23 protein-coding genes are annotated in these 17433 nt (G+C 66.2%); 3 read left to right on the forward strand and 20 right to left on the reverse strand.

Going from position 1 to position 17433, the window contains the following annotated elements:
* Nucleotides 1-4: 4 nt before the first annotated feature.
* The 13 genes from nuoK to PGN16_RS09915 all read right to left on the reverse strand — a co-directional run bounded on the left by nuoK (nt 5) and on the right by PGN16_RS09915 (nt 10530).
* Nucleotides 5-319 carry an NADH-quinone oxidoreductase subunit NuoK gene (gene nuoK / locus PGN16_RS09855; RefSeq protein WP_037489584.1) on the reverse strand — a complete coding sequence of 105 codons (315 nt, stop codon included), beginning with the start codon at nt 317-319 and terminating at the stop codon, nt 5-7.
* 8 nt (nt 320-327) lie between these two features.
* The gene (locus PGN16_RS09860; RefSeq protein WP_335309229.1) at nt 328-939 is read right to left on the reverse strand and encodes an NADH-quinone oxidoreductase subunit J; all 612 of its coding nucleotides are present in this window, start codon (nt 937-939) and stop codon (nt 328-330) included.
* Between the two features lie 85 nt (nt 940-1024).
* Nucleotides 1025-1510 carry an NADH-quinone oxidoreductase subunit NuoI gene (nuoI, locus tag PGN16_RS09865; RefSeq protein ID WP_184038686.1) on the reverse strand — a complete coding sequence of 162 codons (486 nt, stop codon included), beginning with the start codon at nt 1508-1510 and terminating at the stop codon, nt 1025-1027.
* Between the two features lies 1 nt (nt 1511).
* Nucleotides 1512-2558, reverse strand: a complete 1047-nt coding sequence (gene nuoH, locus PGN16_RS09870) for an NADH-quinone oxidoreductase subunit NuoH (protein ID WP_335309230.1) — start codon at nt 2556-2558, stop codon at nt 1512-1514.
* Nucleotides 2555-4573: an NADH-quinone oxidoreductase subunit NuoG gene (gene nuoG, locus PGN16_RS09875; protein WP_335309231.1), complete on the reverse strand. Its 2019-nt coding sequence runs from the start codon at nt 4571-4573 to the stop codon at nt 2555-2557. Before nuoG ends, nuoH begins: the two co-directional genes overlap by 4 nt.
* Nucleotides 4573-5877, reverse strand: coding sequence for an NADH-quinone oxidoreductase subunit NuoF (nuoF, locus tag PGN16_RS09880; protein WP_335309232.1), 1305 nt, complete (start codon nt 5875-5877; stop codon nt 4573-4575). The genes nuoG and nuoF overlap by 1 nt, the downstream gene beginning before the upstream one ends.
* Entirely contained in the window at nt 5874-6569 is a 696-nt protein-coding gene (locus PGN16_RS09885) for a complex I 24 kDa subunit family protein (RefSeq protein ID WP_335309233.1), read from the reverse strand. Before PGN16_RS09885 ends, nuoF begins: the two co-directional genes overlap by 4 nt.
* Nucleotides 6569-6907, reverse strand: coding sequence for a nuclear transport factor 2 family protein (locus PGN16_RS09890; protein WP_335309234.1), 339 nt, complete (start codon nt 6905-6907; stop codon nt 6569-6571). The genes PGN16_RS09885 and PGN16_RS09890 overlap by 1 nt, the downstream gene beginning before the upstream one ends.
* On the reverse strand, nt 6904-8184 hold the full coding sequence (locus PGN16_RS09895) for an NADH-quinone oxidoreductase subunit D (RefSeq protein ID WP_335309235.1): 1281 nt from the start codon (nt 8182-8184) through the stop codon (nt 6904-6906). Before PGN16_RS09895 ends, PGN16_RS09890 begins: the two co-directional genes overlap by 4 nt.
* Complete coding sequence (locus tag PGN16_RS09900; protein ID WP_335309236.1) at nt 8181-9029, reverse strand: NADH-quinone oxidoreductase subunit C; 849 nt, start codon at nt 9027-9029, stop codon at nt 8181-8183. Before PGN16_RS09900 ends, PGN16_RS09895 begins: the two co-directional genes overlap by 4 nt.
* A complete protein-coding gene (locus PGN16_RS09905) occupies nt 9026-9595 on the reverse strand; it encodes a NuoB/complex I 20 kDa subunit family protein (RefSeq protein WP_443019614.1) in 570 nt (189 codons plus the stop codon). The genes PGN16_RS09900 and PGN16_RS09905 overlap by 4 nt, the downstream gene beginning before the upstream one ends.
* The gene (gene ndhC, locus PGN16_RS09910) at nt 9586-9960 is read right to left on the reverse strand and encodes an NADH-quinone oxidoreductase subunit A (RefSeq protein ID WP_058755455.1); all 375 of its coding nucleotides are present in this window, start codon (nt 9958-9960) and stop codon (nt 9586-9588) included. The genes PGN16_RS09905 and ndhC overlap by 10 nt, the downstream gene beginning before the upstream one ends.
* Nucleotides 9961-10065: 105 nt before the next feature.
* Complete coding sequence (locus PGN16_RS09915; RefSeq protein ID WP_335309237.1) at nt 10066-10530, reverse strand: NUDIX domain-containing protein; 465 nt, start codon at nt 10528-10530, stop codon at nt 10066-10068.
* 100 nt (nt 10531-10630) lie between these two features.
* Here PGN16_RS09915 and dcd point away from each other — a divergent pair, with 100 nt between their 5' ends.
* Nucleotides 10631-11185, forward strand: a complete 555-nt coding sequence (gene dcd, locus PGN16_RS09920; protein ID WP_335309238.1) for a dCTP deaminase — start codon at nt 10631-10633, stop codon at nt 11183-11185.
* Nucleotides 11186-11579: 394 nt separating this feature from the next.
* Here the strand turns inward: dcd and PGN16_RS09925 are convergent, their stop codons facing one another.
* The 5 genes from PGN16_RS09925 to PGN16_RS09945 form a co-directional block, all read right to left on the reverse strand.
* Nucleotides 11580-11744 (reverse strand): hypothetical protein, encoded by a 165-nt coding sequence (locus PGN16_RS09925; protein WP_335309239.1) that lies wholly within the window; start codon nt 11742-11744, stop codon nt 11580-11582.
* Between the two features lie 376 nt (nt 11745-12120).
* Nucleotides 12121-12549, reverse strand: coding sequence for an ExbD/TolR family protein (locus tag PGN16_RS09930; RefSeq protein ID WP_037488544.1), 429 nt, complete (start codon nt 12547-12549; stop codon nt 12121-12123).
* A gap of 16 nt (nt 12550-12565) precedes the next feature.
* Nucleotides 12566-13036 carry an ExbD/TolR family protein gene (locus tag PGN16_RS09935; protein ID WP_335309240.1) on the reverse strand — a complete coding sequence of 157 codons (471 nt, stop codon included), beginning with the start codon at nt 13034-13036 and terminating at the stop codon, nt 12566-12568.
* Between the two features lie 111 nt (nt 13037-13147).
* Entirely contained in the window at nt 13148-13945 is a 798-nt protein-coding gene (locus PGN16_RS09940) for a MotA/TolQ/ExbB proton channel family protein (RefSeq protein WP_028966990.1), read from the reverse strand.
* A 70-nt stretch (nt 13946-14015) separates the two neighbouring features.
* Nucleotides 14016-14690, reverse strand: a complete 675-nt coding sequence (locus PGN16_RS09945) for an energy transducer TonB (protein WP_335309241.1) — start codon at nt 14688-14690, stop codon at nt 14016-14018.
* A 225-nt stretch (nt 14691-14915) separates the two neighbouring features.
* On the opposite strand from PGN16_RS09945, the gene PGN16_RS09950 reads away from it, so the two are divergent.
* Nucleotides 14916-15806 (forward strand): hypothetical protein, encoded by an 891-nt coding sequence (locus PGN16_RS09950; RefSeq protein ID WP_335309242.1) that lies wholly within the window; start codon nt 14916-14918, stop codon nt 15804-15806.
* On the opposite strand, the gene PGN16_RS09955 is transcribed toward PGN16_RS09950, so the two are convergent.
* Nucleotides 15781-16161 carry a dihydroneopterin aldolase gene (locus PGN16_RS09955; RefSeq protein WP_335309243.1) on the reverse strand — a complete coding sequence of 127 codons (381 nt, stop codon included), beginning with the start codon at nt 16159-16161 and terminating at the stop codon, nt 15781-15783. The genes PGN16_RS09950 and PGN16_RS09955 overlap by 26 nt on opposite strands.
* The gene (locus PGN16_RS09960) at nt 16158-16790 is read right to left on the reverse strand and encodes a glutathione S-transferase family protein (RefSeq protein ID WP_335309244.1); all 633 of its coding nucleotides are present in this window, start codon (nt 16788-16790) and stop codon (nt 16158-16160) included. The genes PGN16_RS09955 and PGN16_RS09960 overlap by 4 nt, the downstream gene beginning before the upstream one ends.
* A gap of 120 nt (nt 16791-16910) precedes the next feature.
* Between PGN16_RS09960 and PGN16_RS09965 the strand changes: the two genes are divergently transcribed.
* Nucleotides 16911-17420 (forward strand): GNAT family N-acetyltransferase, encoded by a 510-nt coding sequence (locus tag PGN16_RS09965; RefSeq protein WP_443019615.1) that lies wholly within the window; start codon nt 16911-16913, stop codon nt 17418-17420.
* Nucleotides 17421-17433: the final 13 nt, after the last annotated feature.

Genomic DNA, 17433 nt, shown 5'->3' on the forward strand with positions numbered 1-17433 from the left:
GAATTTACCCCTTCATCCGGCTGGGATCGTCGACCGAGATCGAGCCGCGGCCGCGGAAGAAGATGACGAGAATGGCCAGCCCGATCGCCGCCTCACCGGCGGCGACAGTCAGCACGAACATCGCGAATACCTGTCCGACGAGGTCCTGCAGCGCCGCCGAGAAGGCGACGAGGTTGATGTTCACCGCCAGCAGGATCAGCTCGATCGCCATCAGGATGACGATGATGTTCTTGCGATTGAGGAAGATCCCCAGCACGCCCATCGTGAACAGGATCGCCGCGACGACGAGATAGTGGACGAGGCCGACGCCCCCCGACATGGCCGCGTTCACAGCTGCACCCCCTGCCCGATTTCCGGCCGCACGTTGCGTGTCGCATCCTGCGGACGGCGCGCGTTCTGCCGCGCGATATTCTGGTAACGCGATCCAGACCGCTCGCGGTGGGTCAGCACGATCGCGCCGATCATCGCGACCAGCAGCACCAGCCCCGCGCCCTCGAAGATGAAGAGGTAGCGCGTGTAGAGCAGGTTGCCGATCTGAACGATGTTCGGGACGACATGATCGGTCGGCGCCGCGCGCCGCGCAAGGTCGATTCCGCCCGCGCTCCATGCGCCGACGCCGATCAGGATCTCGGCGACCAGCGCCACCGCGAGCACCAGCCCGATCCCGAAATAGCGGACGAACCCGGCGCGCAGCTCGGCGAAGTCGATGTCGAGCATCATGACCACGAACAGGAACAGCACCGCGACCGCGCCGACATAGACGATGACGAGCAGCATCGCGATGAACTCGGCGCCGACGAGCACCATCAGCCCGGCGGCGTTGAAGAATGCGAGGATCAGCCACAGCACCGAATGAACCGGGTTGCGCGACGAAATCGTCATCGCGCCGGACACCAGCACCACGAACGCGAACAGATAGAAGGCGATGGCCTGGATCATAGCGCCTTCCCCGCATCCGCACGCCCGCGGCGCGCGCTGAATGAAACCGTCAAAATCATCTCGACCCCTGATGTCACGCGAGCGCCTACCGGTACGGCGCGTCGGCGGCAAGGTTCGCGGCGATCGCGCGTTCCCACCGGTCGCCGTTGTCGAGCAGCTTGGCCTTGTCGTAGATCAGCTCCTCGCGCGTCTCGGTCGAAAAGTCGAGGTTCGGCCCCTCGACGATCGCATCGACCGGGCATGCTTCCTGACACAGGCCGCAATAGATGCACTTGGTCATGTCGATGTCGTAGCGGGTCGTGCGGCGGCTGCCGTCGTCGCGCGGCTCGGCCTCGATCGTGATCGCCTGCGCCGGGCACACCGCCTCGCACAGCTTGCACGCGATGCAGCGCTCTTCGCCGTTGGGATAGCGGCGCAGCGCATGTTCGCCGCGAAAGCGCGGGCTCAGCGGGTTCTTTTCGTACGGATAGTTGATCGTCGCCTTCGGCTTGAAGAAATACTTCAGCGTCAGCGCATGCGCCTTCACGAACTCGTAGAGCGTGAACGCCTTGATCGTCTGCGCGATACCCATCTTACACTCCCACGCGCATGAACATCAGCACGCCCGACACCAGGAACACCCAGAACAGCGACAGCGGCAGGAACACCTTCCAGCCCAGCCGCATCAGCTGGTCGTACCGGTAGCGCGGCACCGTCGCCTTGATCCACGAGAAGACGAAGAAGAAGAACAGGATTTTGGCGAACAGCCAGATGATCCCCGGCACGATGTACAGCGGCGCCCAGTCGAACGGCGGCAGATAGCCGCCCCAGAACAGGGTCGCGTTGAGCGTGCACATCAACAGCACGTTCGCATATTCGCCCAGCCAGTAGAGCGCGAACGCCATCGACGAATATTCGGTCTGATAGCCGGCGACCAGCTCGCTCTCCGCCTCGGTCAGGTCGAACGGCGCGCGCTGCGTCTCGGCCAGCGACGAGATCAGGAACACGACGCTCATCGGGAACAGCAAGGGGTTGAACCCGAAGCCGTTGATGAAGCCGTACAGCCCCTTCTGCGCCTCGACGATCGTCGTCAGGTTGAACGACCCCGCCCACATCACCACCGAGATCAGCACGAAGCCGATCGCGACTTCATAGCTGACCATCTGCGCCGCGGCGCGGATCGCCGAGAAGAACGGATATTTGGAGTTCGACGACCAGCCGGCGAGGATGATCCCGTACACGCCCAGCGACGACGCCGCGAGCACGTAGAGCAATCCCACGTTGATGTTCGCGAGCACCACGCCAGGCTGGAACGGCACCACCGCCCAGACGATCAGCGCGACCGTGAAGGTGATGATCGGCGCGAGCAGGAACAGCCCGCGGTTCGCCGCCGACGGGACGATCGTCTCCTGAAGGAACACCTTCAGCCCGTCCGCGAACGACTGCAGCAGCCCGAACGGGCCGACGACGTTCGGCCCGCGCCGCAACGCCATCGCCGCCCAGATCTTGCGATCGGCATAGATGATCATCGCCACCGACAGCATCAGCGGCAGCGCGATCGCCAGAATCCCGACGATCGTCGCGAGGAACCACGCCCAGCCATAAGGAAGGCCGATCGTATGATTGAAGAAGTCGGTCACTCCGCCGCCTCCGCGAAGCTCTCGCCATGCACCAGTTCGGCCGAGCAGCGCTGCATCGTCGGCGACGCCCGGCAAATGGCGTTGGTGAGATAGAAGTCCTTGATCGGATAGCCGTCGAGCACGCCCTCGGCGGTGGTGCCGAGCGCCGGCGCGCTCCACGCGAAGGTCTTGAGCCCCAGCGTCGCCAGCTCCGGACAGTCGAGCGCCATCGCCGCGCGCAGCTCGTCGAGCGTGTCGAACGGCAATGTCTGCCCAAGCCGCTCGCTCAACGCGCGGAAGATCGTCCAGTCCTCGCGGGCATCACCCGGCGGGAACACCGCGCGCTCGCCGCGCTGGACGCGACCCTCAAGGTTGACGAACGTCCCCGACTTTTCGGCGTAGCTCGCACCCGGCAGGATCACGTCGGCATGATGCGCGCCGCGGTCGCCATGGTGGCCGACATAGACCTTGAAGCCGGTGAAGCGCGCATGATCGCACTCGTCGGCACCGAGGAAGAAGGTCAGCTTCGCGTCGTACAGCGCGGAAATACCGGCCGTTTGCGCATAGCCGAGCATCAGCCCGCCCATCCGCGACGCCGCCATGTGAACGACGTTGAAGCCGTTCCAGCCCTGTCCCGAGCCTGTCGAGGCGGCGTCCTTGACGAGCCCCAGCGTCTCGACCAGCCCGAGCGCCGCGCCATGCGCGCCCTTCAGCGCAGCGCCACCGACGATCACCATCGGCTTAGCGGCCTTGCCGAACGCCTCGGTCACGCGCTCCGGCAGCTTGCCGAGCACCGACAGATCGGCGCCGAGCCAGTCGACCTTGTAGGTCAGCTCGGTTTCCGGGCCGACCGCGAAGACCTTCGCGCCCTTCTTGATCGCCTTGCGGATTCGCGTGTTCACCAGCGGCGCTTCCCAGCGCAGGTTGGTCCCGACCAGCAGGATCGCGTCGGCCTCTTCGGTGCCCGCGATCGTGGTGTTGAAGTTCACCGCGGCGAGGCTGGACGTGTCATAGTCCATCCCGGTCTGCCGCCCTTCGAGCAGCGACGAGCCGAGCCCCTTGAGCAACGCCTTGGCGGCGAACATCGTCTCGCAATCGACCAGATCGCCCGCGACCGCCGCAACCGCGCCGCCGTGATCGACGGCGGCGATCGCCGCGAACGCCTCATCCCACGTCACCGCGTGCAGCTTGCCGTCACGCCGCACATAGGGTCGGTCGAGCCGCTTGCGGACCAGCCCGTCGACCGCGTGGCGGGTCTTGTCGCTCGCCCATTCCTCGTTGACGTCGTCATTGACGCGCGGAACCGCGCGCAGCACCTGCCGGCCGCGGCTGTCGAGGCGGATGTTGGTGCCGACCGCGTCCATGACGTCGATCGTCAGCGTCTTGCGCAGCTCCCACGGCCGCGCCTCGAACGCATAGGGCTTGCTGGTCAGCGCGCCGACCGGGCAGAGGTCGACCACGTTGCCCGACAGTTCGGACGTGACCGCTTCCTCCAGATAGGAGGTGATCTGCATGTTCTCGCCGCGATAGATCGCGCCGATCTCCTCGACGCCCGCGACTTCCTCGGCGAAGCGGATGCAGCGCGTGCACTGGATGCAGCGGGTCATGACCGTCTTGACGATCGGCCCCATATACTTCTCGGTCACCGCGCGCTTGTTCTCGTCGAACCGCGAATGGCCGCGGCCATAGGCGATCGACTGGTCCTGCAGGTCGCACTCGCCGCCCTGATCGCAGATAGGGCAATCGAGCGGATGGTTGATGAGCAGGAATTCCATGATGCCCTCGCGGGCATGCTTCACCATCGGCGTGTTGGTGAAGATCTCCTGGTTCTCCGCGGCCGGCAGCGCGCAGCTCGCCTGCGGCTTGGGCGGTCCCGGCTTCACCTCGACCAGACACATCCGGCAATTGCCGGCGATCGACAGCCGTTCGTGGTAGCAGAAGCGCGGGATCTCCTTGCCGGCCAGCTCGCACGCCTGCAGCACGGTGGCGCCCTGCGGCACCTCGATCTCGACTCCGTCGACTTTGACCTTGGGCATTATTCAGCAGCTTCCTGCATCGGGGCGACGTTGCCGCCACGCTCGTTGATGCGGCGTTCCAGCTCGGGGCGGAAGTGGCGGATCAGGCCCTGGATCGGCCACGCCGCCGCGTCACCCAGCGCGCAGATCGAATGGCCCTCGACCTGCTTCGTCACCTGCTGGAGCATGTCGATCTCGCCGATCTCGGCGTCACCGGTGCGCAGCCGCTCCATCACGCGCCACATCCAGCCGGTGCCCTCGCGACACGGCGTGCACTGGCCGCAGCTCTCGTGCTTGTAGAAGTACGACAGCCGCGCGATCGCCCGCACCACGTCGGTCGACTTGTCCATGACGATCACCGCCGCAGTGCCGAGCCCGGAACCGACCGCCTTCAGGCCGTCGAAGTCCATCGGCGCGTCGATGATGTCCCTTGCGGGCACCAGCGGCACCGACGACCCACCCGGGATCACCGCGAGCAGATTGTCCCAGCCGCCACGGATCCCGCCGCAATGCTTCTCGATCAGTTCACGGAACGGGATGCTCATCGCTTCCTCGACCACGCACGGCGTGTTCACATGGCCCGAGATCTGGAAGAGCTTGGTGCCGCGGTTGTTCTCCGCGCCGAAGCTGGAGAACCACGCCGCACCACGCCGCAGGATCGTCGGCGCGACCGCGATCGACTCGACGTTGTTGACCGTCGTCGGGCAGCCATACAGCCCCGCGCCGGCCGGGAACGGCGGCTTGAGCCGCGGCTGGCCCTTCTTGCCCTCAAGGCTTTCGAGCATCGCGGTCTCTTCGCCGCAGATGTACGCGCCCGCGCCGCGGTGGACGAAGACGTCGAAGTCATAGCCCGACCCGCACGCGTTCTTCCCGACGAGGCCCTTGTCATACGCCTCGGCGACCGCCGCGAACAACACCTCGGCCTCGCGGATATATTCGCCGCGAATGTAGATGTACGCCGCGCGCGCGCGCATCGCGAAGCCCGCAACCAGCGCGCCCTCGATCAGCTTGTGCGGATCGTGGCGGATGATCTCGCGATCCTTGCACGAGCCCGGCTCGGACTCATCGGCATTGATGACGAGGAAGTTCGGACGATCCGGCTTCGGCTCCTTGGGCATGAACGACCATTTGGTGCCGGTCGGGAACCCCGCCCCACCGCGCCCGCGCAGGCCCGACGCCTTGATGGTGTCGATGATCTTGTCCTGGCCAAGCGCCAGCAGCGCCTTGGTATTGTCCCAGTCGCCGCGCGCCATCGCCGCGTCCAGCCGCCACGACTGATAGCCGTAGAGGTTGGTGAAGATGCGGTCCTTGTCGAGCAGGCTCATGCGTCCGCTCCCTGCGTCGCGACGTTCCATTCGTCGCGATAATCGTGGTTCTCGGTCACCATCGCGGTCAGCGAGGTCGGCCCGCCCTTCGGCTCGACCGTGTGGCGTCCCGGCTCCTGCGTGCCCGGCTTGGGCGATCCGCCGTTCGCCAGCGTCTGGAGGATCGCGATCGTGCGGTCATAGTCGAGGTCTTCGTAATTGTCGTCGTTGATCTGCACCATCGGCGCCGACGAGCAATTGCCCATGCACTCGACCTCGGTCAGCGTGAACAGGCCATCGGGCGTGGTCTTGCCCTTGATGAGGCCCTTGTTCTTGCACGCCGCCAGCACGTCGTCCGACCCGCGCAACATGCACGGCGTCGTTCCGCACACCTGCACGTGGAAGCGGCCGACCGGCGCGAGGTTGAACATCGTGTAGAAGGTCGCGACCTCGTACACGCGCATATACGGCACGCCGATCTCACGCGCGACGAACTCGATCACCGGAACAGGCAGCCACCCTTGCGTCTGCGTTTCCGCCCCGACCTGACGCTGCGCCAGATCGAGCAGCGGGATCGACGCCGATTGCTCGCGTCCGGCCGGGTAGCGTGACAGGATCGCGTCGCGCTTCGCCTTGCTGTCTTCGTTCCACTGGAACGCGCCCCAGCGCGCGCGGACCTCGGCCTCGTCGGGGATGATGGGAGCGTCGGCCATCAGCGGATGAACTCCACGCGCGACACTTTGTCGCCCTCGAAAGAATAGATCGACATCACTTCGAACTTCTCACCATCGGCCGCGCGCGCGACCTTCTCGTGCAGCAGCACCGTCTCGCCAAATTCCTGCGCCGCAATGATCTCGGCGCGGTTCTCGGGATATTGCGCGAACATCGCCTTAAGCCCCGAACGCACCCCTTCACGCCCGTCGCGGAGCACGGCGCCGCGATACGTCGCCTCGCACGCGTCGTCGGCCATCAACGCCACATAGGCGTCGGCGTCCTGCGCGTTATAATGCGCGATCATCTCGCGCGCGATGGCGACGCGATCGACGCTCACCGGTCGCACTCGCCGAACACGATGTCCATCGCACCCAGGATGGCGGTGGTGTCCGCCAGCATGTGCCCGCGGCTCATGAAGTCCATCGCCTGCAGGTGCGAGAAAGCGGTCGGGCGGATCTTGCAGCGATACGGCTTGTTGCTGCCGTCGCTGACCAGATACACGCCGAACTCGCCCTTCGGGCTCTCGGTCGCGACATACACTTCGCCTGCCGGAACGTGATAGCCCTCGGTGTACAGTTTGAAGTGGTGGATCAGCGCTTCCATCGAGCGCTTCATCTCGGCGCGCTTCGGCGGCACCACCTTGCGGTCGAGCGACGCGATCGGCCCTTCCGGCATCTCGGCGAGGCACTGCTTCATGATCCGCGCCGACTGGCGGACCTCCTCCACGCGCACCATGAAGCGGTCGTAGCAATCGCCGCGCGTGCCGACCGGCACGTCGAAGTCCATCTTCGCGTAGACGTCATACGGCTGCGACTTGCGCAGATCCCACGGGATGCCCGCGGCGCGGATCATCGGGCCGGAGAAGCCCCATTTGATCGCGTCCTCGCGGCTGACCGTCGCGATATCGACGTTGCGCTGCTTGAAGATGCGGTTGTCGGCGACGAGGCTGATCGCGTCCTCGAACAAACGCGGCAGCCGCGTGTCGAGCCAGTCGGCGATGTCGGTCAACAGCTTCAGCGGCACGTCCTGGTGCACCCCGCCGGGGCGGAAGTAATTGTGGTGCATCCGCGCGCCGGTCGCGCGCTCGAGGAAGCCGTAGCAATCCTCGCGAATCTCGAACAGCCACAGGTTCGGCGTCATCGCGCCGACGTCCATGACGTGCGACCCGAGGTTAAGCATGTGGTTCGAGATGCGCGTCAGTTCGGCGAAGAACACGCGCAGATATTGCGCGCGGATCGGCACCTCGAGATCGAGCAGCTTCTCGATCGCGAGCACGAACGTGTGCTCCATGCACGCCGGCGAGCAATAATCGAGGCGATCGAAATACGGGATCGCCTGCGCATAGGTCTTGTATTCGATCAGCTTCTCGGTGCCGCGATGCAGCAGCCCGACGTGCGGATCGATCCGCTCGATGATCTCGCCGTTCAGCTCCATGACGAGCCGCAGCACGCCGTGCGCCGCGGGATGCTGCGGGCCGAAGTTGATCGTGTAATTCTGGATCGCCACGTCGCCCTCGGTCGGGTGCGAAGCGTCGGTGGCGTGCAGGATCTTCTCGATCGCGGGATCGACCTCGCGATCGACCGCCTGCTCCTTCTGGACGTAGGTGTCGGTCATTGGTTCTGCCCTCCGCCCTTCGACGGCACGACATCGGGGTCGGCCGGCTTCGGCTCGGCATCGCTTTCGGAACGGCCCGCGCCGGTCTCGGCGGTGCTGGTCGTATCCTTCTTGGCATAAGGCTGGCTCGGTGCCGGCGCATCCTGCTTCGGCGTCTCGACGGCGCCCGCCTTCTGGACCTCGGTCGCGGTCGCCGGGGTCGGCGCGCCCTTCGCCTCGGGCAGCTTCGCCTTCTCGTCACCCGGCAGCACGTACTCCGCGCCTTCCCACGGGCTGGTGAAGTCGAAGGTGCGGAAGTCCTGCGCCAGCTTCACCGGCTCATAGACGACGCGCTTCTGCTCTTCCGAATAGCGTAGCTCGACGAAGCCGGTCAGCGGGAAGTCCTTGCGGAACGGATGCCCGCGGAAGCCGTAATCGGTCAGGATGCGGCGCAGGTCGCGATTGCCCGAGAACAGCACGCCGTACATGTCGTACACTTCGCGCTCCAACCAGCCAGCGACCGGCCAGATGTCGGTCACCGACGGCACCGGCGTATCCTCGGTCGCGCCGACATGGACGTGCAGCCGGTGGTTGCGCGTCAGCGACAACAGGCAATAGACGATCTCGAAGCGCTCCGCGCGCTCCGGATAGTCGACGCCCGCGATCTCCATCAGCTGCTGATATTCGAGCCCGGGCGTGTCGCGCAGCGCGGTCAGCGCCGCGACCAGACCGTCGCGCGTGACGTGCAGCTGCACCTCGCCCGCGATCTCGACCGCGTCGAGCAACGCGCCACCGATCGCGGCACGCGCCGCGTCGATCGTCGCCTCGTTGAGCTGCGCCGCAAAGGCAGGAGCCGGCGCCCTCACCGTTCGACGCTCCCGGCACGACGGATCTTCCGCTGCAACTGCATCACGCCGTACAGCAACGCCTCGGCGGTCGGCGGGCAGCCGGGGACGTAGATGTCGACCGGCACCACACGATCGCAGCCGCGCACGACGCTGTAGCTATAATGATAATAGCCGCCGCCATTGGCGCACGAGCCCATCGAAATGACGTATTTCGGCTCCGACATCTGGTCATAAACCTTGCGGAGCGCCGGCGCCATCTTGTTGCAGAGCGTGCCCGCGACGATCATCACGTCCGACTGGCGCGGCGACGCACGCGGCGCGGCGCCGAACCGCTCCATGTCGTAGCGCGGCATGTTGACGTGGATCATCTCGACCGCGCAGCACGCAAGCCCGAACGTCATCCACCACAGCGAGCCGGTGCGCGCCCACTGGAACAGCTCTTCGGTCGACGTGACGAGGAAGCCCTTGTCGTTCAACTCGCCGTTCAGACCATCGAAAAAGCCCTGGTCGGGCGCGATCACGCCCTGACCCGGCTCGGGATTGTTGACGAGCCCGATCGGCCCGGAGTGTGCTTCTACTCCCACTCCAGCGCTCCCTTCTTCCACGCGTAGACAAGGCCGAGAGCGAGTTCGGCGATAAAGATCATCATCGAGATCCATGCGGTCCAGCCGAGCGAAAAAACGCTGACTGCCCAAGGATATAGGAACGCCGCCTCGAGATCGAAGATGATGAACAGGATGGCGACCAGATAAAAGCGCACGTCGAACTGCGAGCGGCTGTCCTCGAACGCGGGGAAGCCGCATTCATATTCGGCGAGCTTTTCGGGCGTGGGTTTGGCCGCGCCGGTCAGCTTGGCGACCGCCATCGGCAGGAACACGAACGCGCTCGACAGGGCGAGCGCCACCCCCAGGAACAGGAGGATCGGTAGGTATTGCGACAGATCGACCACTATGTCTCTCTCGCCTCTCTCGCAGGTGCGAACGGAACCGGCACGCTCTAGACCCCCGCCCCCGGAGGGGCAAGGCCGTGGGCAGTGAGAATGAATCGCAAGGACCTACCAGTCGAGGCTGCGCTCCCGGCGGCCTTGCCACTCGTCGATGCGCCGCCGTGTCGCTGGCGAGACGGTCGGGGGCAGCGCGTCGAGCGGGTGAAACGTCGCCTCGGCCAGCTCGCGGCCATCCGGCACCGGCATCTCTTCGGTGCGCGCGGTGAACAAGAAGACGGTGTCACGCCGCCCCTCGGCTCGCGACTCGTACCGCGCCACCATCGTGAGTGCCCGGGCGACACAACCGGTTTCCTCGCGCAACTCACGTGCGGCCGCCAGCTCCGGCGCTTCGCCACGCGCGATGCCGCCGCCAGGCAACATGTGCAGATCGCTCCGCCCGTACCGATGTCGCACCAGCAGCACGCGGCCGTCACGATTGAATACCAGCAGCTTCACGCCGCGCGTCCGCCAGCGGAGCAGTGCCATCGCGCGGCGACGCATACGATAGGCGAACGGCAGGATCAGGCGGAGCATCGATCGAACGATAGCGCTGCGGACGTCAGCGGCCTAGCGATGCGTCTTGCACCGCGCGCGTTCAGCCGCGAAAGCGCATCCGTTCGAAGGGAATTGCCGTATGTCCGTCATGTCCGACCGCTGGATTCGCGAGCGCGCGCTCATCGACGGAATGATCGATCCCTTCGTCGAGTCGCAGCGCCGCGACGGCTGCATCAGCTATGGGCTGTCGAGCTACGGCTATGACGCGCGCGTCGCCGACGAGTTCAAGATCTTCACCAACGTCGACAATGCGCTCGTCGACCCCAAAGATTTCGCGGCGAACAGCTTCGTCGATCGCAAGACCGACGTGTGCATCATCCCGCCCAACAGCTTCGCGCTGGCGCGGACCGTCGAATATTTCCGCGTGCCGCGCGACGTGCTGGTGATCTGCCTCGGCAAATCGACCTACGCGCGCTGCGGAATCATCGTCAACGTGACCCCGCTCGAACCCGGCTGGGAGGGGCATGTCACGCTGGAATTCTCGAACACCACGCCACTACCCGCCAAGATCTACGCCAACGAGGGCGCGTGCCAGTTCCTGTTCCTCTCGGGGAATGAGCCGTGCGAGACGAGCTACGCCGATCGAGCGGGCAAATATATGGGCCAGCGCGGCGTAACCTTGCCACGCCTCTGACCTGACCGCCGGATCGCGGGGGCGCTCGGATCCCAGCGGTGCGGTGCGCCGAAGCTGAGCCGGTCTCCACCATATCGCTGCCATCCCGGTCTCGACCCGGAGCCCGCTTCCTTGCGGGCTCGGCGCAGTTGATTGTAATCACCCGCCGAGGAATGCCGACCGCGCCCATCGCGCAACACCTGATGCGCGACAGGCACAGGTTGGGAGTCAGCGCGTTGCGATCGTGGTGCTTAGCCGTGCCATCCCGGCGCGGGCTAGTTCATGCGAGCTTCGGACGCTGCCATCGGCCAAATCCATCGCAATCGGCTCCCGCCCGAGCACGTCGGCATATAGCGCCCGCGCCTGCGTGTCGCGTCCCGTCCGCGCGTAGACCGCCGCCAGATTGAGCATCAATTCAGGGCGCTCCGGGAAAATGGCGCGCTCCGCGGAAATCGTTTGCTCGGCTTTGGCGAGGCTTCCCGCTGCGATTCGCCTGATAGCCGACCCGGTCTTTCGCCATTGCGGGCGCAGCGATCAGCACCCCCAGCGCCACACCCGGGATCATCAGCTTGCTGTGCATTTCACCCTCCTATCCAGCGTGAACGACCAACGATCGCGTTACGCTTTTGTGACATGAAGGTGTCACTTATTTGACATTCCCGCAAGCCGCTTCGTCACCTAGCGCCTGGACGTATCGACGTTCCGGTAACCTGCCTCCTGCCCTCATCCCGGACGTGATCCGGGGTCCGCCTTCTTGATCCTGCCGGCAAGAAGCGGGGTTTGCCCCAGATACTCGTTAGCTTATCGCAGCCTCTGGTTAGCGGTCGAGGAGTGCTCGGCTGAACGGCGCCTCGGACGCGGCATCAGCGTCCTGCAAGTCCGTTGGGCCTGGAACACAACAAAAAGGGCGGCCCCGCAGGGCCGCCCATCGTTTGAACCGTCGATCGCCGTAGCGATCAGAAGTCCTTGTAGTATTGCTCGTTGCCGACGAAGCCGAGCTTCGTGACGTTCGACCGCTTGATGTCGGCCAGCGTCTGGTCGACGACGTCGTAGCGGGTCGCCGGATCGGGCTGGAACTGCAGTTCCGGCTCCGGGCTCATCGCCGCCGACTGGTCGAGATATTGACGCAGCACGGTCGAATTGACCGGGGTACCGTTCCAGGTGATCCCGCCCGCGGCGTCGATCGCGATCTTGTTCTTGATCGGATCGACCGGCGGCTTCTGCGCCTTCGGATCGTTGACCGGCAGGTCGACCTTCACCGCGTGCGTCGGGACCGGGAGGGTGATGATGAACATGATGAGGAGCACGAGCATGACGTCGATCAACGGCGTCGTGTTCATGTCCATCATCGGCTCGCCGTCATCGCGGCCTGCACTCATTGCCATGTCAGCTACTCCTCGCTCAGGCGCCGCCGCCCTTGGGCTGCGAAATGAACCCGACCTTGGCGAAGCCGGCCATCTGCATGTTGTAGATCGTGCCCGCGACACACCGCCACGGCGTGTTGACGTCGGCGCGGACGTGCGCTTCGGGAAGCTCGAGGTCGGGGTTGCCGGGGCCGCCCTGACGATCGATCTCGGTCTTCAGCTTGGCGACCGCGCGGTCCAGCAGTTCCTGGTGCGTCACCGGGGTGATGCCCCAATAGACCTGGCAGGCGCCGTTGTTGCCGGAGACCGACAGCGACACGTTTTCGGGCTTGGTCGTGGTCGGGTCGAAGACGACGCTGGGCAGCTTGATGCCCTTCACCGTCTGGATGGCGACCGGCACCGCGATCAGGAAGATGATGAGGAGCACCAGCATGACGTCCACGAGGGGCGTCGTGTTGATGTCCGACATCGGGGATTCAGCGGAATCTCCGCCAACGCTCATCGCCATCAGGCTATCCTATTCTCTCGTTCCGCCGCTGCGGGCCGCCGGGCGGCGCCGGTGCGACGGCAGGTGATCGACGGGGCCGCCGAACGCGACGGCCCCGCTTATCCCTTCGCCTTACGGGCGGGTCTGCACGCCACCGGTCTGGCCGGCGGTCGTGGTCGCCCCGACCGGCTTGGCCGGCGCCTTGGCGGTGGTGGTCGTCGCACCGATCGACGGGCGGACCGCGCCGTTCGAGGCCAGGAAGCCCAGCACGTCGTTCGAGAAGGCCGACAGGTCTTCCGCGATCGACTTGTTGCGGCGCTGCAGCCAGTTGTACGCCAGCACCGCCGGAACGGCGACGACGAGGCCGAGCGCGGTCATGATGAGCGCCTCACCGACCGGGCCCGCGACCTTGTCGATCGACGGATCGCCCGACGCGCCGATCTTGATCAGCGCGCGGTAGATGCCGACCACGGTGCCGAACAGACCGATGAACGGCGAGGTCGCGCCGACGGTGGCGAGGAACGCCAGACCGCCACCGAGCTTCGAGTTGATCGCGGCTTCCGAACGGGCCAGCGAGCCGTGCAGCCAGTCGTGCGCCTCGACCGGATCGGTCAGCTTCGAGTGCTGCTCCTGCGCCGCCAGACCGTCATCGACGAGCTGCTTGTACGCCGAGTTCTTCTCGAGCTTCGCCGAGCCTTCGCGCAGCGAGGTGCTGTTCCAGAAGTTCGACCGGACGCGCTTCGCCTGGTTGATGATCTTCTGCTGCTCGAACAGCTTCGAGAAGAGGATGTAGAAGGACACAACCGACATCACCACCAGGATGGTGAAAACCGACTGCGAGATGATGCCGCCTTCCTTCAGCGCCTGCTGCAGGCCGAACTGGTTCTCGGCTGCCGCGGTCCCACCCGCGGCGAGGATGTTGATGATCATTCGGTGTCTTCCTTAAGCCAAATAGATTGTCGGCCGGCGATTCTGGTCCGCGCGGCCAGGGTCACGCGGATCAATTCTGTGGCAGCACCCATCGCACCGGCAGCGTATAGCTGGAGACGATCGGATTGCCGGCCGCATCCTGCGCGGGCGAGAAACGCACGCGGCTCTTGGCGATACGGCAGGTCGCCTGGTCGAGCGCCGAGGAGTTGCTCGACGTGGTGACCACGCAGTCGGTGACGCGCCCGTCGGTGCCCACCGTCAGCTTCGCGACGACACGCCCCTGCTCTTCGGCGCGGATCGCCGAGGGCGGATAGTTGTCGGCACCGAAGAACTGGCCGGGGTTACCCTTCAGACCGGCAGCCTTGCTGACCGCAGGCGGAGCCGGCGGGGCGGGCGGCGCAGGCGGAGCGGGCGGAGCGACCGTCGGCGTGGCCACATAGACCGGCGGCGGGGTCGGCACCGTCGCGACCGTCACGGGCGGCGGGTTCGGATTCTGCACGATCGGCGGCGGCGACACCACCGGCGGCGGCGTCATCGGCGTGTCGGGCGGCGGGGGCGGCGGCTCCTCCGGCGGCGGGGGCGGTGGCTCCTCGACGTCGAACGTGTTCAGCTTCTCGACCTGCTTCTTGACGAAATTCGTCGCGAGGCCGGTTATGAAGGCATAGCCAAGGGCAACGTGGATCAACGCGACGATTACCAGCGCGCCGACCTTACCCCCGCTCATCTTCTGGTCAGAATAGGCCATTCAGCAACGAAACTCCCTCATCCTGCGGCCCGTGGCGTGACCGGATCGCGATCCGGCCGGGTTGTTTACCTTTCCGTAGCGCCCAATAGGCTACCTACAGACACACAAGTCCTATCGCGCACCTTTTGGGAGCGCAAACGCTTTGTCGGACGCAACAAACGTACAGCCGGACTGCGACGTTTTTATTTCTGTATCGTTTGTGCGCCCGCGTCTATCCCATGCGTTATGACCAAGCGCATTTTTTTCCTGTTCCCCGCCGCCGCGCTGCTGACCCCGGCGATCACGCCCGGTGCCGCCCGTGCCCAGCAAGCGCCCGCTGCCGCGCCGGCCGCCCCTTCGCTGGGCTATGCCGATCTTGCCGACCTGGTGATCGCCAGCCCGTTGGTAATCGACGCAACGATTCGCTCCGCCTCGCGAATCAAAGGCGCGGAGGCGGCTGGCCTGGCTCCCGGCAAGACCCGCTTCTACGTCGAGGCCGATGTGACGACACTGGTGCGTGGCGCCAGCGCGATCCCTGCACGCGTCGGCTGGCTGGTAGACGTCGCCCCGGACTGGCGCGGCCGCGTGCCCCAGCTCAAGAAGCGCCGCGTACTCGCCTTCGCGCGTCCCGTAGCGGGACAGGCGGGTCAAATCCAATTGGTCGAGCCCGGCGCGCAGCATGACTGGAGCCCGGCGCTCGAACAAAGGGTGCGTGCGGTCGCGTCCGAAATCGCCGCGCCGGATGCCCCGCCGGTCATCACCGACGTCGGCAACGCCTTCCACGTCCCCGGCGCGCTGCCTGGCGAGGGCGAAACGCAGATTTTCCTCCGCACCCGCGACAATCGCCCGGCGGCGCTCTCGATCCTCCGCCGTCCGGGCGAAGAACCGCGCTGGTCGGTCGCGCTCAGCGAGATCATCGACGATTCGGCGCCGACGCCGAAGCGCGACACGCTGCTGTGGTATCGGCTCGCCTGTGCGCTTCCGGCGACGTTGCCGGAGCGCAGCACGGCGTCGCTCTCGCCTGATGACGCGACGCAGGCACAGGCCGATTACGGCTTCGTCATGGAGCAGCTCGGCCCATGCCGCGCGGCCCCCGTCGCCGCGCAAACCGTCAGCGGCGGTGCCGGACCAATGTGATGCCGATCGCCTCGCCCGCCTCGGCGATGGCCAGCTTGACGATCTTCACCTTCACGCGCCGGACGCGCTGGTCCTGAAGGAACAGCGTGTCCGCGATGTGATCCGCCACCGCCTCGATCAGCGTGAAATGCCCGGCGGTCGCCAACGCATCGGTCGCGGCATGTTTGAGGTCGAGATAGTTCTTCGAGGCCGACAGCGGCGTGTCCGGCGCATAATGCGTCGGCGCGTCGAGCAGCACCGTCAGCGAGATGCGCAGCGGCTGCGGCAGATGCGTCTCTTCGGAGTAGATGCCGGTCAGCACCTGCACTTCGAGGTCGTGCACCTCGAGTTCGAGCGTATCGGGGGCGTAGCTCATGCGGCGGCACTCGGCCGCGCACTGGCGGCGGCGTGCCAGCGGCGCAGATGCGGCACCCCATCGGGCAGCGTCAGCCTCGCCATCGCCGCGAAATCGACCGTCACCAGCGCGGTGATGTCGGCGTAGCTGTAGCGATCGCCCGCCACCCATTCGTTGTCGGCAAGCCGCGCATCGAGCGTAGCGACGAACGTCTCCCACATCCGCGTGCCGCGCGCCGCGAGATCGGGAAGCTGCGGCAGCGCGGGCCAGATGCCCGGCTCGGCACGATCCGCGAACCGGGGCGCGGCGTTGCGTAGCGCGTAGACGCAGGCCGTATAGCCCTCCGCTTCGACGCGCCGGGTCCAGGCGGTGACGCGCGCGACCTCGACGGGCCGGGCGCCGAACAGCGGCGGATCGGGGTGCAGCGCCTCGAAGAAGCGACAGATCGCGGTCGAGTCGCCGATCACCTCACCATCGTCGAGTTGCAGCGCCGGCACAGTCCCGCGCGGATTGATCGCGAGAAAGTCGGGCTGCAGATGCGCGCCGCCCGCCAGATCGACCGGCACGCGCTCGACGGAGATTGCCTTTTCGGCCAGATAGATCCGCACGCGCCGCGGGCTGGGCGCGCGCTCGGCGTCGTAGAGCTTCATTCGATCATTCCGGTTGCCATCGCTGCCGTCGTCACGTGTCCGTTGCCGATCGGCGGGGCTCGCCCTAAAGCGCCCGCGCCCGGGCGTCCACCTCGATCGCGGGCAGGAGGCAGCGCGCGCGTGACCCAGATGGTGCCAATCGACACGATCCCCGACGAAGCGGTGGAGCGCTTGCTCGACCGGGCATTCGGGTGCGACCGTCATGCGCGCACCGCCTATCGTCTCCGCGCCGGTACGTGGGCGATTCCGGGGCTCAGCTTCGCGCTGGTCGAGGGCGATGCGTTGCTCGGTTCGATCCAATGCTGGCCGGTGCAGTTCGACGGCGACGACGGTACGGTCTGGCCGCTGGTGCTGATCGGCCCGGTCGCGATCGTGCCGGAGCGGCAGCAGGAGGGGCTGGGACGGCGGCTGATGGAGGCGGCGCTCGCCGCCGCGACGGGCGGGCCGCCGCTGACCTTGATCGGCGACCCGGAATATTACGGCCGCTTCTTCGGCTTCGACGCCGCCGCGACCGGATCGTGGCGTCTGCCCGGCCCGGTCGAGCGCCACCGGCTGCTCGCGCGCGGCGTGAATGTGCCCGCCATTCCCGGCGTGCTCGGCCCACGCCGCCACGCCACCGCGGCGGCCTGACCTTTACCGCGCG

Source organism: Sphingomonas phyllosphaerae (assembly GCF_036946485.1).
GTDB lineage: Bacteria > Pseudomonadota > Alphaproteobacteria > Sphingomonadales > Sphingomonadaceae > Sphingomonas > Sphingomonas phyllosphaerae_E.

Coding starts and splice junctions, on each gene's coding strand:
- nuoK (WP_037489584.1), bottom strand. CDS start 319: ATGTCGGGGGGCGTCGGCCTCGTCCACTATCTCGTCGTCGCGGCGATC.
- PGN16_RS09860 (WP_335309229.1), bottom strand. CDS start 939: ATGATCCAGGCCATCGCCTTCTATCTGTTCGCGTTCGTGGTGCTGGTG.
- nuoI (WP_184038686.1), bottom strand. CDS start 1,510: ATGGGTATCGCGCAGACGATCAAGGCGTTCACGCTCTACGAGTTCGTG.
- nuoG (WP_335309231.1), bottom strand. CDS start 4,573: ATGCCCAAGGTCAAAGTCGACGGAGTCGAGATCGAGGTGCCGCAGGGC.
- nuoF (WP_335309232.1), bottom strand. CDS start 5,877: ATGAGCCTGCTCGACAAGGACCGCATCTTCACCAACCTCTACGGCTAT.
- PGN16_RS09885 (WP_335309233.1), bottom strand. CDS start 6,569: ATGGCCGACGCTCCCATCATCCCCGACGAGGCCGAGGTCCGCGCGCGC.
- PGN16_RS09895 (WP_335309235.1), bottom strand. CDS start 8,184: ATGACCGACACCTACGTCCAGAAGGAGCAGGCGGTCGATCGCGAGGTC.
- PGN16_RS09915 (WP_335309237.1), bottom strand. CDS start 10,530: ATGCTCCGCCTGATCCTGCCGTTCGCCTATCGTATGCGTCGCCGCGCG.
- dcd (WP_335309238.1), top strand. CDS start 10,631: ATGTCCGTCATGTCCGACCGCTGGATTCGCGAGCGCGCGCTCATCGAC.
- PGN16_RS09925 (WP_335309239.1), bottom strand. CDS start 11,744: ATGCACAGCAAGCTGATGATCCCGGGTGTGGCGCTGGGGGTGCTGATC.
- PGN16_RS09930 (WP_037488544.1), bottom strand. CDS start 12,549: ATGGCAATGAGTGCAGGCCGCGATGACGGCGAGCCGATGATGGACATG.
- PGN16_RS09935 (WP_335309240.1), bottom strand. CDS start 13,036: ATGGCGATGAGCGTTGGCGGAGATTCCGCTGAATCCCCGATGTCGGAC.
- PGN16_RS09940 (WP_028966990.1), bottom strand. CDS start 13,945: ATGATCATCAACATCCTCGCCGCGGGTGGGACCGCGGCAGCCGAGAAC.
- PGN16_RS09945 (WP_335309241.1), bottom strand. CDS start 14,690: ATGGCCTATTCTGACCAGAAGATGAGCGGGGGTAAGGTCGGCGCGCTG.
- PGN16_RS09950 (WP_335309242.1), top strand. CDS start 14,916: ATGACCAAGCGCATTTTTTTCCTGTTCCCCGCCGCCGCGCTGCTGACC.
- PGN16_RS09955 (WP_335309243.1), bottom strand. CDS start 16,161: ATGAGCTACGCCCCCGATACGCTCGAACTCGAGGTGCACGACCTCGAA.
- PGN16_RS09960 (WP_335309244.1), bottom strand. CDS start 16,790: ATGAAGCTCTACGACGCCGAGCGCGCGCCCAGCCCGCGGCGCGTGCGG.